Source organism: Frankia canadensis, assembly GCF_900197875.1.
Lineage (GTDB): Bacteria > Actinomycetota > Actinomycetes > Frankiales > Frankiaceae > Frankia > Frankia canadensis.
In genome coordinates this window covers 22,675-34,891 of record NZ_FZMO01000536.1, presented here as the reverse complement: position 1 = coordinate 34,891, position 12,217 = coordinate 22,675, and the positions used below count along the sequence as shown (strand labels likewise).

At 73.1% G+C, this 12,217-nt stretch carries 9 protein-coding genes and 1 tRNA gene; 6 read left to right on the top strand and 4 right to left on the bottom strand.

What is annotated here, in order from left to right:
* Positions 1 to 44 precede the first annotated feature (44 nt).
* The 5 genes from C1A33_RS37150 to C1A33_RS29535 all read left to right on the top strand — a co-directional run bounded on the left by C1A33_RS37150 (position 45) and on the right by C1A33_RS29535 (position 7,146).
* Positions 45 to 1,886, top strand: coding sequence for a DUF3566 domain-containing protein (locus tag C1A33_RS37150; RefSeq protein ID WP_243408062.1), 1,842 nt, complete (start codon positions 45 to 47; stop codon positions 1,884 to 1,886).
* A gap of 65 nt (positions 1,887 to 1,951) precedes the next feature.
* Positions 1,952 to 2,025: transfer RNA gene (locus tag C1A33_RS29550), tRNA-Ile, on the top strand.
* 251 nt (positions 2,026 to 2,276) lie between these two features.
* Positions 2,277 to 4,802, top strand: coding sequence for a hypothetical protein (locus tag C1A33_RS29545; RefSeq protein ID WP_101835303.1), 2,526 nt, complete (start codon positions 2,277 to 2,279; stop codon positions 4,800 to 4,802).
* Between the two features lie 882 nt (positions 4,803 to 5,684).
* Positions 5,685 to 6,359, top strand: a complete 675-nt coding sequence (gene def / locus C1A33_RS29540) for a peptide deformylase (protein WP_101835301.1) — start codon at positions 5,685 to 5,687, stop codon at positions 6,357 to 6,359.
* 169 nt (positions 6,360 to 6,528) lie between these two features.
* A complete protein-coding gene (locus tag C1A33_RS29535; protein WP_101835377.1) occupies positions 6,529 to 7,146 on the top strand; it encodes a class I SAM-dependent methyltransferase in 618 nt (205 codons plus the stop codon).
* On the opposite strand, the gene C1A33_RS29530 is transcribed toward C1A33_RS29535, so the two are convergent.
* From C1A33_RS29530 to C1A33_RS29515, 4 genes are all read right to left on the bottom strand, one after another.
* A complete protein-coding gene (locus C1A33_RS29530; protein WP_101835299.1) occupies positions 7,129 to 8,193 on the bottom strand; it encodes a prenyltransferase/squalene oxidase repeat-containing protein in 1,065 nt (354 codons plus the stop codon). The genes C1A33_RS29535 and C1A33_RS29530 overlap by 18 nt on opposite strands.
* Positions 8,180 to 8,911: a class I SAM-dependent methyltransferase gene (locus C1A33_RS29525; RefSeq protein ID WP_101835297.1), complete on the bottom strand. Its 732-nt coding sequence runs from the start codon at positions 8,909 to 8,911 to the stop codon at positions 8,180 to 8,182. The genes C1A33_RS29530 and C1A33_RS29525 overlap by 14 nt, the downstream gene beginning before the upstream one ends.
* Before the next feature lie 12 nt (positions 8,912 to 8,923).
* On the bottom strand, positions 8,924 to 10,324 hold the full coding sequence (locus tag C1A33_RS29520) for a glycosyltransferase family 4 protein (protein WP_101835295.1): 1,401 nt from the start codon (positions 10,322 to 10,324) through the stop codon (positions 8,924 to 8,926).
* Positions 10,325 to 10,566: 242 nt separating this feature from the next.
* Entirely contained in the window at positions 10,567 to 10,998 is a 432-nt protein-coding gene (locus C1A33_RS29515; protein WP_101835293.1) for an organic hydroperoxide resistance protein, read from the bottom strand.
* 131 nt (positions 10,999 to 11,129) lie between these two features.
* On the opposite strand from C1A33_RS29515, the gene C1A33_RS29510 reads away from it, so the two are divergent.
* A complete protein-coding gene (locus tag C1A33_RS29510; RefSeq protein ID WP_101835291.1) occupies positions 11,130 to 11,912 on the top strand; it encodes a TetR/AcrR family transcriptional regulator in 783 nt (260 codons plus the stop codon).
* The last annotated feature ends 305 nt before the right edge of the window (positions 11,913 to 12,217 follow it).

Genomic DNA, 12,217 nt, shown 5'->3' with positions numbered 1-12,217 from the left:
GCGCGACTCGTGTGTGCCGCCCAGGAGCGAACCGGGAGTAGTCCGTGAGCGACAGTCAGGATGATCGGCCGACTCGGTCGGCGGTCCACCGTGGCTCCTCCCCGGTCGCCGGGTCGGGGGCGACGCGGGACGGTGAGCGTTCTTCCCGGCCGTCCGGCCCGGCCGCCGGCAGCGGTCCGGACGAGGACGACGGTGACGAGACGGCGCTGATGCCCACGGCCGGCGGCCTCGGCTCGCCCGGCGACGACGAGCAGCCCGGTTCGGACCCGGCCCCCGCATCCGGTTCGGGCTCGGTGTCCGGTTCGGCATCGGCCTCCGCTGCCGGTGCCGGGTCGGGCGGCGGCGGGAAGGCGTCCGACGGCGCGGCGGGCGGCGACCGCTCGCGGCACTCCGAGTCGGCCGCCGACCATCCGTTCTTCCAGCGCCCCGAGCGGGCGGCGGGCTCTGCCGGGGACGGCGGCGACGAGCGGGCCGAACCCGGCGTCGCGGGACCGGCCAAGGGCACCCGGCAGGGTTCGCGTTCCGCGGGCGGCGGGAGTTCACGTTCGACCGCCGGCGCGCGCTCCGCCTCCGCCACGGCCGGGGAGGGCTCGGGCTCGGGCGCGCCGGGGGCCTCCGGCTCGTCCAGGCGTCAGGACGCCACCCCGTCCGCAACCGGTTCGGGATCCCGGTCGTCCACAGCCTCGTCCGCGGCGGCTTCGCTCTCCACAGGGGCGTCCACAGCCGCGAAGTCCTCCGCCACCACCAAGCTGTCCACAGCAACGCTGACGTCCGCGGATCCACAGCGACCTGGCTCGGCCGGGCGCTCGGCCGTCTCCGGGCGGGCGGGAACGGCCGCCGGGAACGACCGTGACCGCCTGAACGACCGTGACCGTGACCGTGGCGACGGCCGGGACCGTGACCGTGGCGACGGCCGGGACCGTGATCGCGCGTCGGGGCCGCCGATGTCCGCATCCGGCACGGCTCGCGCCGGCGGATCCGGTACCCGTGACGGCGACGCGGGCTCGGCTACCCGCACGTTCAACGCCGCCGCCGTATCCTCGCCCGCGACGCCCGCCGGCGCGGCATCGTCCGGAACCGGCCGGCCGACCGGCCTGCCCAGCGCCCGCACCGAGCCCCCGGGCGGACGGTCCCGGGAGACCGACACGATCTCCCTGGTCCGCCCGCCCAGCATGACGAGGAGCCGTACCACGAAGCCCGACATCAACCGTGCCGCGCCGGAGCGGGTGCCTGCCGCCGACGCGGTGCGGCCGGCAGCGCCCGCGTCGAGTCGCGCCGCGGCGAGCGCGACGGCGGCCTATGACCGAGCGCTCGCCGCGTCGGCGTCCGCGGGCAGCGCCACGGCCGACGCGCACCACCCGGTGACCGGCACCTCCCCGGACGCCCTCGCCGGCCAGCTCGACGACTTCGCGGCCGACCGGCCCTCCGCCGGCCCGTCCCCGTCCCGTGGAGCTGGTCGCCCGGGCACCGGTCCTGGCGCCGCTTCGGGCGCAAGCTCCGGATCGGGTTCCGGCCGCCCGCCCGCCGCCGGCCGGCGGGCCAAGCTGCGCCTATCCAAGATCAATCCGGTCACGGTGACCCGGCTGAGCTTCGCGTTCTCCCTGTGCGTCTTCGTCGTCCTGCTCGTCGCCGTCGCCGTCCTGTGGTTCGTGCTGAACTCGATCGGCGTCTTCGACAGCGTCAGCAAGGCGGCGGACACCCTGACCAACAGCAGCGCCAGCGACGTCCGAGGCTGGCTCTCCTTCGGCCGGGCCATGGAGATCAGCCTGCTCATCGGCGCGATCAACGTCATCCTGATGACCGCGCTGACCACCCTCGGTGCCCTGCTCTACAACCTGTGCGCCGAGATGATCGGGGGCATCGAGCTCACCCTGAGCGATCAGTAGCGCGAACGGGGCGGGGCCGGCGTCCACGCGGCGTCCCCCGTCCTGTATCGTTGCAGTCGTTGCCCGGACCTATAGCTCAGTCGGTTAGAGCGCTTCCCTGATAAGGAAGAGGCCGGTGGTTCAAGTCCACCTAGGTCCACGCGCGTTGGATTCCTCTGTTCGCTCCCCTTGGGGGAGCTTCCCGAAGGCCCGCGATGCTGGCCGGGGGGACGACCCCCCGAACCCCCCGAGGTGTGGCCGCCGTATCCCCTTGGACGGCTCCGGGGCTCGGTGCGTGGTTCGGGCTCGCGGTTCGCGGTTCGGGCACCTGCTTGTTCTTGTGGTTGGACGCTTGCTGCCCGAACCGGGCAGTTTCCGGGGGCTCTGAGCTGTGTGTCTAGCCTGGTTGGCATGCGTGAGCTTGATCTGACCCTCGGGCTGCGAATCGATTCCTTTCTACGGTGGGCGCGGGATCGCGGCGAGCCGGTACCCGCCAGGGCGGCCACCCTCCTGCTGCTGTTGTTCGCGTGGCGTGGTGCGAAGGTGCGCGGCGGGTTGCCCGAGCCGACCGCCGGCCTCGTCCGCCAGATCTTCGGTACGGATCTGCCCGGTCTCGCGGCGGGCGGAGAGGCGGACGCCTCCGACTACCCGCGGGTGGCCGCCCTCCTCGTCGACCGGCGCCGCGCCGACGGGTTGCTCAACGCGAAACGGCAGGAGAAGCTGCGGTCGGTCATCACGGAGGTGTCGGCAGAGTTCCACCAGACGCTGGCCGCGCCGGCGAGATCGACCTGGCCTCGGTTCTACGGCGCCTTGCTGCGCGCCGACGGGGTGGATCCGTCGGACCCATCGGCGGTGCGGGGCTGGCTTGCCGGGTACCGGAAGCGGTCGTTCGCTGATCGTCGAGCCGCTATGGCGGTATCCATCGCGGTGATGACGAGGCAGACCGAGAATGTCGAGCTCGCCACCCAGACCCTCCTCGTTCGTCACCACCAGGGCTTTGCCGACCTGATGGTGCGCTACGAGCGGCTTCGCGACGGCGGCGGCGCCGCGTCCGCGAGTACGGCTGCGACAGCCGATGACGACGCCTGGCGGCACGAATTGATCGACAATACGGCCGAGGCGGGGATGGATGTCCTGATGGACCTCGGTTCCGCCGCTGGGCTGAGCCGCGCGTTGCGCATGGAGTTCCGTGACCTCGCCCCGCGCCTCGGTGACCGGGGAGCTGACAGGCTGCTCGACGAGCTCGTCGAACTGATCGACGACGATGTCTGCACTCCGCTGCCTGTCATGGACGAACCACCGGTCGAGGAGCTCGCGGCCGCGGTGCGCGCGTCCCCGTTGCTGGCCGCGGCTGCGGACCTGGCGGTCTGGGTCGATGATCGCGGAGGTGTGCCGAAGGACGCGGACGGCGCGGCCGGGCGGTGGCCGGGTGCTTCGGACCTCGGACTGGCTGGCCCGGTGAGACGGGAACTGGATGAAATCGCGCTCGCCACGGACCTGCTGCGCCGGGTTGGCGGGGAGTTGCACGCCGGCGACGGGCTGGTGACCTGGAATTCCGGTGACCCGCACGACCTGGCCGTCTTCGGACTGGACGCTCTGGGTGGCGTTCTCGTCGGGCTGACCACATTGACGGCACAGCGACCGAGCGTGGACGACGGCAAGGGCGAGCTTCTCGCCACGCTCGTCCGCGAGCTGCCCTTTCTGCTGATCCGCATGGTCGGGGAGATCCATGTGTCGTACTCCCTGGCCCGGCTGGCAGCCGAACATCTCGCGTGGAGGTTGCCGCTGAACCCGCCGAACCAGGGACCAGCCACGATGAGCGCCGACGGCCCGTCCGCCGACGCGGGTGTCCTGAGATCGCAGCTTCGGTTGCCCGATGCTGACGGGACACGGGGGAACCTCGCCTACCAGCTGCCGTCCGACGCGGAGCTGGCCCGTCTGATCGGCCTACCGAACCTTGAGGAGGAGGACCGTGCCGAGCTTCTCGATGTCGCTGGCACTCAGGCGGTGCTCGTGGACCGTTGCGCCGCTCTTGGGGTGATGCGACGCGAGGATGACCGCATCGCGCTCACGCCGTTGGGCGTCGCCCTACTGCGGACCGCGCTGGTGATGGCGGGAGGTGAGGCGCCGACCACCGCGGACCTGGCCGTGGTCGGCTCCGACACGGTTGTCGGCTGGCTGGAGCACTGGCCGCCCCACGCACATGAGGCCGGCGTGCTTGCCTGGGTGAATGCCCACGGCGGTGGCGCCGATGCCTGGCAGGCGATCCTCGCCGCCTCCGCCGGCCGGAGCAATCACGGAGTCCTCGGCCTGCTCGGGGCCGTGCAGGCGGCCGCGCCGGGTGCCCCGGTGCAGCCCGAGCCCGGGCCGGCTCTCCTCTCCCTGTCGGATCCACAGGATGAGGCCCCGCTGCTCACGGCCCTGGCGACGTTCGTCGACCATCCGGTTATCGGGGCCTACACCGTGGCGGTGCTGCGCCAGCGTGGGCAGATCGTCGCGGACCCGCCGCTGTCGGCGAGAGCGGTCGTCATCGGTGACCACCTCAGCTCCCTCCTCGCCGAGGCGCGCATGCGTGCCATCGCCGACGAGCTGAACGCTGTCCAGGGTCTGGCGGCGGACGCCCCGCGGCGGGAACCTTCGGAGAGCGGGTCACCGAAGCCCGTCGGCGTCGAGCTGGTCTGCGCAGCCTTCGACCAGGCGGCGCTCGACTGGCCGGGCGGTCCCCAGAACCTGGTGCGTCATCTCGTCGCCACAGACGTCCTCTATCTGATGGAAGTTCTGCGGGTTCTCGGCGAGCACCATCCGGACCAGGCGATCGCCCGGCCCAGCGGCGCGGCTGCCGATGCTCGGGACCGACCGCCGTCCGAGCGCCGGGGAAGATCTTCGGCTTCGGGTCGGACGTCAGCCCGCCCGGCTCGCAAGCAACGACACCGCTGAGTGTCGGCCGCCCTTGCCCTGGGCTGGCGCCGTGAGCGTGATCTGCGGGTGATCAGGGTTGACCGACCCAGGTCACCCGCAGCACGGTGACTGCGACCAACCGCTGCTCGATGCTGTATGTCAGCAGCCCGAAACCGAAGACGGCGCGCCACAGCTCCGTGCGCTTGTCGTACGTGCCTAGCCGGTATGGGTCGGCCCCGGTCGTCAGGGCCAGACCGACACCGCGCGGCGGTCAGCCGCCGATGGTGGATGGGCACCGTGACGGGCCTGTGGATAACTCGGGGAGGCCCGGACGGGCGATGCGCAGAGAACGGTCGTGTGTTCGAATGACGCCGTGAGTGCGTGTTCGCTGTGCGACCATGAGTGGTCCTATCACCACGGATCCGGGTCAATATCACTATGGGTGACCTGTACGTTCGGATCCGAGGGGTGCTACTGCCGGCGGACCGTGGCGGAAGCGCACGCGGAGCTCGGCGGCCCGCCCGGGCCGGAGTGCGTCACCTGTGGGCAGCGCCCGGCAGAGGACACCCAGTGCCGGGCCTGCCGCGAGGATCGGCAGCGCCGCTCCCGGGAGGAGTTCGCCGCGTGGTGGAGCCAGCTGACCCGGCACGCCGGCGGTGGTGCCGGTGGCCGCGCCGGTCGTTGGCGGTCACCATGATCTGGAGTTATCCACAGGGTGGGAGGCTGGTTCGGGGTGCCCATCCATGACGATCGTGGCGGTTGGGTCGCTGGCAGGCCCGACCGTGCCCCGACGCGCGACGATCCGTGCCGCCGCCTGCGGTCGCCGTCTGCCAAGCTCGTAGCACCACGCGACGCGGGCCCGCGTCGCGTCGCCCTCGCGCGTTCGCGCGCCGGCGTTGGACGGAGAAGGAGTAGCTCGCCATGGCCTCGCGTACCGGACGATCCGATGCGGCGACCGAGCAGCGTGACCTGCGGGTCCGGGTGCTCGGAGCGTCGGTCGACAGCTACCCCGCCGTTCCGGAGGAGGTTGGGCGGGGCAGCGCGCGGCGCATCACGGAAGTGGGCGAGGAGATCCTGCACCGCCCGTGCCGCCCGGTCACCGAGTTCGGCACCCCGGAGCTCGCCTCACTCATCGACGACATGTTCACCTCGATGTACGTGGCCGAGGGGGTGGGCCTGGCGGCGAACCAGATCGACGTCGACGCCGCGCTGTTCGTCTACGACTGCACCGATGACGACGGCGTGCGCCACGTGGGGCACATCGCCAACCCGGTGCTCGAAGAGCCGGACCCCGCCGAGCGCCGCCTGATCAAGGGGGACGAGGGCTGCCTGTCCGTGCCAGGCGCCTACATGGAGGTCCCCCGGCTCGAACGGGCCGTCGTCCACGGCCAGGACCAGACCGGTGCCCCGCTGCGCCTGGAGGGCACCGGCCACTTCGCCCGCTGCCTGCAGCACGAGACCGACCACCTGCGCGGCAGCCTCTACATAGACCGGCTGTCCAGCCGGGGGCGGCGCAAGGCACTCAAGGAGATGGAGGAGCGCCGCGACGAGGTGCTCGCCCGCCGCGTCGAGGTCGCCCAGACCCTGGGCCGCTGACGTCGGCCCGCGTGCCGGGCACGCGCACCATCCGAGCCACCGGGTTCGCCGGCCGGCGAGGGGGCGCGCCCGCTAGGTTCGGTGTCGCCCGGTTCCGGGCTGGCGGGCTGGCAGTCGGCCGATGGGGCGGACGGCGGATGGCGGATCGCGGGGAAAGGTGGGGTCGGCGGTGGACGCGGCGTTGCGGGAGATGGCCGAGGCGGCGACGGGCTTCATGCCCGTCGAGGAGGGTGCGGCGCTGTACGCGGCGGCCGCGGGCGTGCCGGCCGGCGGGCTGATCTGCGAGGTCGGCACCTACTGCGGCAAGTCCACCCTCTACCTGGCCGCCGCTGCCCGCGCGGCGGGTGCGCGGGTGGTCACCGTCGACCACCACCGCGGCTCGGAGGAGAACCAGCCGGGCTGGGAGTACCACGACCGCTCGCTGGTCGACCCGCGCACCGGCCGGCTCGACACCCTGCCGTTCCTGCGCCGCACGCTGGAGGAGGCCCGGGTCGAGGACGTCGTGACGGTGGTCGTGGGGCGCTCGGAGCAGGTCGGCGGCTGGTGGTCCACCCCGGCGGCGATGCTGTTCCTCGACGGCGGGCACACCGAGGAGCAGGCCCAGGCCGACTACGAGGCGTGGGCGCGGCACGTCGTCCCCGGCGGGATGCTCGCCATCCACGACGTGTTCCCCGACCCGGCCGACGGTGGCCAGGCGCCGTACCACGTTCTGCTGCGCGCTCTCGACGACGGTTTCCGCGAGCAGTCGCGGACCGGCTCGCTGCGGGTGCTACGCCGCGTCGACTGACCGGCAGGCGCACGCCGGCACGGACTCCGGGCCGGTCGGGAGGTCGTCGCCGCGGAAGACCCGTTCGGTGACCCCGCCGGCGAGCGTGTCGGCCGCGAGGATCACCGCAGCCGCCGTCCACGTCGACTGCTCGACCGGCCAGAACGTGCTGTTCGCGAACTGCCAGCCGGTCCAGTAGCCGCCGCCGTCGTGCCGCAGGTGCTGCATGTCGGCGACGAGGCGCGCGGCGGCGGCCGTCTCGCCGACCAGGTGCAGGGCGATCGCCAGCTCGCAGGTCTCGGCGCCGGTGACCCACGGCTCGTCGGCCACGCAGCGGATCCCGAGGCCGTCTACGACGAACTCGTCCCAGCGGGCGGCGAGGCGCGCCCGGCCGGCCTCGCGGCGCAGCGCACCGCCGATCACCGGGTAGTACCAGTCCATGGACCAGCGGTCCTTCTCGGCGAAGTGCTCGGGATGCGCGACCAGGGCGTGGTGCAGCGCGCCGGTCGCCCGTTCCCAGGCCGGCGGCACCTCGTCGACGAGGGAGGCCAGCGCCATCCCGCAGCGCAGGCTGTGCAGGGTGCTGGAGCAGCCGGTGAGCAGCGCCAGCGGGTAGTCGGCACCGTCGGCCGAGCGCGCCCACCAGATCTGGCCGCTCGGCGCCTGCATGTCGACGACGAAGTCGAGGGCGCGGCGCACCACCGGCCAGATCCCCGCGACGAACTCCTCGTCGCCGGTGGCCAGCCAGCGGTGCCAGGCGGCGGTCGCGACGTAGGCGCACTGGTTGCTGTCGGCGAAGTCCTCCTTGACCGCGCCGCCGACGTAGCTCGTCGCCCACGACCCGTCCGGCCGCTGGTTGCGGCGCAGCCAGGACCAGGCGGCGTCGGCGGCGCCGGGCAGACCGCCGAGGTCGAGCGCCATCGCGCATTCCAGGTGGTCCCACGGGTCGGTGTGGCCGCCCGCGTACCAGGGGATGGCACCGTCGGGTTCCTGGACGGCGGCGATCGCGGTCGCGGTCGCGGTGAGCGCCTCGGGGGTCAGCACCAGAGCAGACTCAACCGACCGCACTCGTGACCTCCGGTTTCCGCAGATACAGCACTACGCTCTTGCCGACGACCGGGTTGAGGATCCGTTCCGCGGTCCTGGTCACCCGGGGTGCGCGCATCATGTCCCACACCAGTAGGCGGTGGTAAAGCCGCGTCGCCGGGTGGTCGTCGTCATGGACACCGACGAGACACCGCAGCCACCAGTACGGCGCGTGCAGCGCGTGGGCGAAGTGCGTGCCGACCGGTTCCAGCCCGACGGCCGTCAGTCGCTCGCGCAGCTCCGCCAGCCGGTAGATGCGGACGTGGCCGCCCTCCACCGTGTGGTAGGCCGTCGACAGGCTCCAGCACACCTGCTCGGGGAAACGGTTGGGGACGGTGACCGCCACCCAGCCGCCGGGCCGCACCACCCGGGCGATCTCCGCCATCGCCGCCGTGTCGGCCGGCAGATGCTCGAGGATCTCCGCGGCGATGACCCGGTCGAAGGTCCCGTCCGCGAACGGCAGGGCCAGCGCGTCCCCGCGCACCCCACCGGCCCGCGCCGTCGGCGGGGACTCGCCCTCGAGGGCCATCGCGCCGAGCATCGCGTTGACGCCGGCGACCTCCCCGTGCGAGTAGTCCAGCGCGACGACGTCGGCGCCGCGGCGGAACGCCTCGAAGGCGTGCCGGCCGGCGCCGCAGCCGAGGTCGAGCAGCCGGCAGCCCGCGGGGACGGGAAAACGATCGAAGTCGACGGTCAGCATGGGGCGCGGCGGTCAGCCGGCCAGCGTCGGCGAGCCGGTCACCGCCGCCGGCGAACCGGCCACGGCCGCCGTCTGCTCCGCCGACCAGACCGTCGGCACCTGCGTCGTCCACGACCAGGCCGAACCCGGGTAGGGCGTGCTCGGCGTCCCGCCGACGGCGGCGATGCGCCCGGCGTACCACTCGGCGGTCGCGGCGCTCGCCGACCGCCAGGAGAACCGCTCCTCCACCCGGCGGCGACCCGCGGCCCCCATCCGGGCCCGGCGCACCGGGTCGTCGAACAGCGTGCCGATCGCGTCAGCCAGCGCGGCCGCGTCGCCCGGCGGGACCAGCACCGCGGCCTCGCCGTCATCCCCGGCGACCTCGGGCAGCGCGCCGGCGGTCGTCGCGACCAACGGCAGCCCGCAGGCGAGCTCCTCCACCGCCGGCAGGCTGAACCCCTCGTACAACGACGGCACGACCGCCACCTCCGCCGAGCGCAGCAGCTCCACCAGCTCCTGTTCCGGGATGCCGGAGCGGAACGTGACCGCGTCGGTCAGGCCCAGCTCGGTGACCCGGCGCTGCGCCTCGCCGCCCTCGCGGACCTTCCCGACGCAGACCAGGTGCGCGCCCGCCCGCTCGCCGCGCAGCCGGGCCAGCGCCTCCAGCAGCACGCCGAGGCCCTTGAGCGGCACATCCGCGCTGGTCACGACGACGATGCGGCCGGGCACGGCCCGGTGACCCGCGGGCGCCGGGGTGAAGACGTCCGCGTCCACACCGAGGGGCACCGTGTGCATGAGTTCCGAGCGCAGGCCCATGTCGGTGATGATCTCGCGGCGCGAACTCTCCGACGGGATGACGATGCCGTCCAGTCCGCGCGCGACCCGGGCCTGCATGGGCAGGAACGAGTACCACCGGCGCAGTCCGAGGCGGGCGGTGAACGACGACGCCGCGGCCAGGTGCAGCCGGCGGTCCACGGTGATCGGATGGTGCACGGTGCTCACCACCGGGATGCGGTAGGGCCGCAGCGCCGCCCGCAGCGCCAGCAGGCCATAGCCCAGGCCCTGGTTGTCATGGACGATGTCGAACGGCGGGCGCCCGCCCGACGCCCGCGGCCGCAGCGCCTGGTAGGCCCGCAGGCTGAACGACAGCGGCTCGGAGAACTGCCCGGTGCGCATCATCGCGACCTCGACGGCGTCGGGCAGCGAGCGCAGTTCGGACATGCCGGGCCAGCGGAAGGGGTCGGGCTCGCGGTAGAGATCGAGGCTGGGCAGTTCGGTGAGTCCGACGCCGTCGTCCAGCTCCGGGTACGGCGGCCCACTGAGCACCTGCACGTGATGGCCCAGGGCGACCAGTTCGCGGGACAGATGTCGGACGTACACCCCCTGGCCACCACAGGTGGGCAGGCTCCGGTACGACAACAACGCGATCCGCAAGTGTGCGCCCTCCGTCCGCTCGGGCCATGTTCTGGTCCCTCGACGTCGAGGGTGGCGCCATCTCGCACATTAGGACATTCCATTCGGATCTTCACTGGAATCGGCCAGCCAGTGACCTGGCCGGTCCCGACGTCGGCCGGATGCCGCTCGCTTCACGGTCACCGGTGACCAGCCGGCCCGCGCCGCCCGACCGGGCCGCCGATGGCATCGTTGCCGGCGGCCCGGTCGGGATCAGGCTGAGATCAGTCGTTGTCGACGAGGACGACCTCGGCGGCGATGTTGCCGCGGGTGGCGCGCGAGTACGGGCACAGCGCGTGGGCGGCGTCGAGCAGTTCCTGAGCGGTGTCCCGGGCCACATCCGGGATCTGCGCCTCGATCCGGGTAGCCAGGTCGAGGGACTCGGTGTCGCTGTCGCGCACGAGCGCCACGGTCACTGACACGGCGGAACCCCCGACGTCGACCTTCCGTCCCCGCGCGACGGCCTTGAGCGCGCTGTGGAAACACGCCGCGTAGCCGGTGGCGAACAGCTGCTCGGGGTTCGTGCCGGGGCCGTCGTCGCCGCCGAGGCCCTTCGGGATGGACAGCTCGAGGTCCACCCGGTTGTCGCTGGACGCGACCCGGCCCTCGCGGCCGCCCCAGGCTGTGGACGTCGCCGAGTAGATGGTGGTTGTCATGTCTCGCTCCTCTGTGGATGGCGGGAACCGCGTGCCGCCAGCACCCGGTCGGGCCTGGCCCCAATTATGCAACCACATCGGTGTTCTAAATATTCGCCGTCCGGGGCACCGTTGCGCCTTAGCCTGGGCCTATGGCGAAGGAGGAGCCGGGCGCGGCCACCGGCCCGGACACGACCCTGGCCGGGAGCCCGGGCACGGGCTCGGACGCAGGACCGGGCCAGGGACTGGGCGCGGGACCGGGTACAGGTCCTGACCTGGGGCCGGACGCGGCTCTGGGCGCGGAGCAGGCCGGTCGTCCGCGCCGGGGGCGTCCCCGCGACGCGACGATCGACACCCGGGTGATCGCCGCGGCTGTGGACGAACTCGCCGAGCACGGCGTCGGCGGGTTCAGCGTGAACCGGGTGGCGCTGCGCGCCGGCGTCGCCAAGCGCGGCATCTACGCCCGTTGGCCGGACCGCGACGACCTCGTCCTCACCGCGCTCGGCACGCTCGCCGCCGGGCTCGTCCCGCCCCGCACCGGGGGGCTGCGCTCCGACCTGCTGCACCTCGCGCCGTTTGTGGACGCCGTGTTCCTCGAGCCGCGGATGTCGGTCCTCGCCCGGTGCATGGCCGAACTGCGCCGCTTCCCCACCCTGTACGCCGCGTTCCGGCGGGAGTCGGTCGACCGGTGCGCGGCCGCCATCGAGGACGCGTTCCATGACGCGGTGCTGCGGGGAGAGGCGCGCGCCGACCTCGACACCGACCTGGCGAGCAGCGCCTTCCTCGGCGCGCTGATGGCTCGGCACGCGTTCGGGGCCCGCGCACCCTCCGACAACCGCGCCTACCACCTCCGCCTGGTCGATTTCTGCCTGGCCGCCGTGCGCCCCGCCCCCGGACCGGCCGCTGACCCGCCGGCGCCCGTCCACAGCCTCTGACCAGCGCGAACGCCACCGCTTGCGACGGTTGTCCACCGATGGTCACCGTCCGCCGGCCGAGTGGTCACCGTCCGCCGGCCAGGTGGGCACCGTGGGATCCGCCGACGACACCGGAGTAGCCGGTGAGGGGCACCGTCCAGGCGATGGCCGACCGCCGGTGACCGCCGCCCACCGGCGGGCCTGATGGACAGGGCGATGCCCTGTGGATGACCACCGTGCGATGACCATCGAGGGGCCTCGGCGCACGTCGCCCCCAGACGAACCCCTCGTCGAGGCTCGCGGCACACCTCCGCCCTCACGGCCAC

Bases quoted from the DNA above. Each gene is read 5' to 3' on its own strand.
- def (WP_101835301.1), top strand. From the start codon at position 5,685: ATGGCCTCGCGTACCGGACGATCCGATGCGGCGACCGAGCAGCGTGAC.
- C1A33_RS29545 (WP_101835303.1), top strand. From the start codon at position 2,277: ATGCGTGAGCTTGATCTGACCCTCGGGCTGCGAATCGATTCCTTTCTA.
- C1A33_RS29510 (WP_101835291.1), top strand. From the start codon at position 11,130: ATGGCGAAGGAGGAGCCGGGCGCGGCCACCGGCCCGGACACGACCCTG.
- C1A33_RS29525 (WP_101835297.1), bottom strand. From the start codon at position 8,911: ATGCTGACCGTCGACTTCGATCGTTTTCCCGTCCCCGCGGGCTGCCGG.
- C1A33_RS29515 (WP_101835293.1), bottom strand. From the start codon at position 10,998: ATGACAACCACCATCTACTCGGCGACGTCCACAGCCTGGGGCGGCCGC.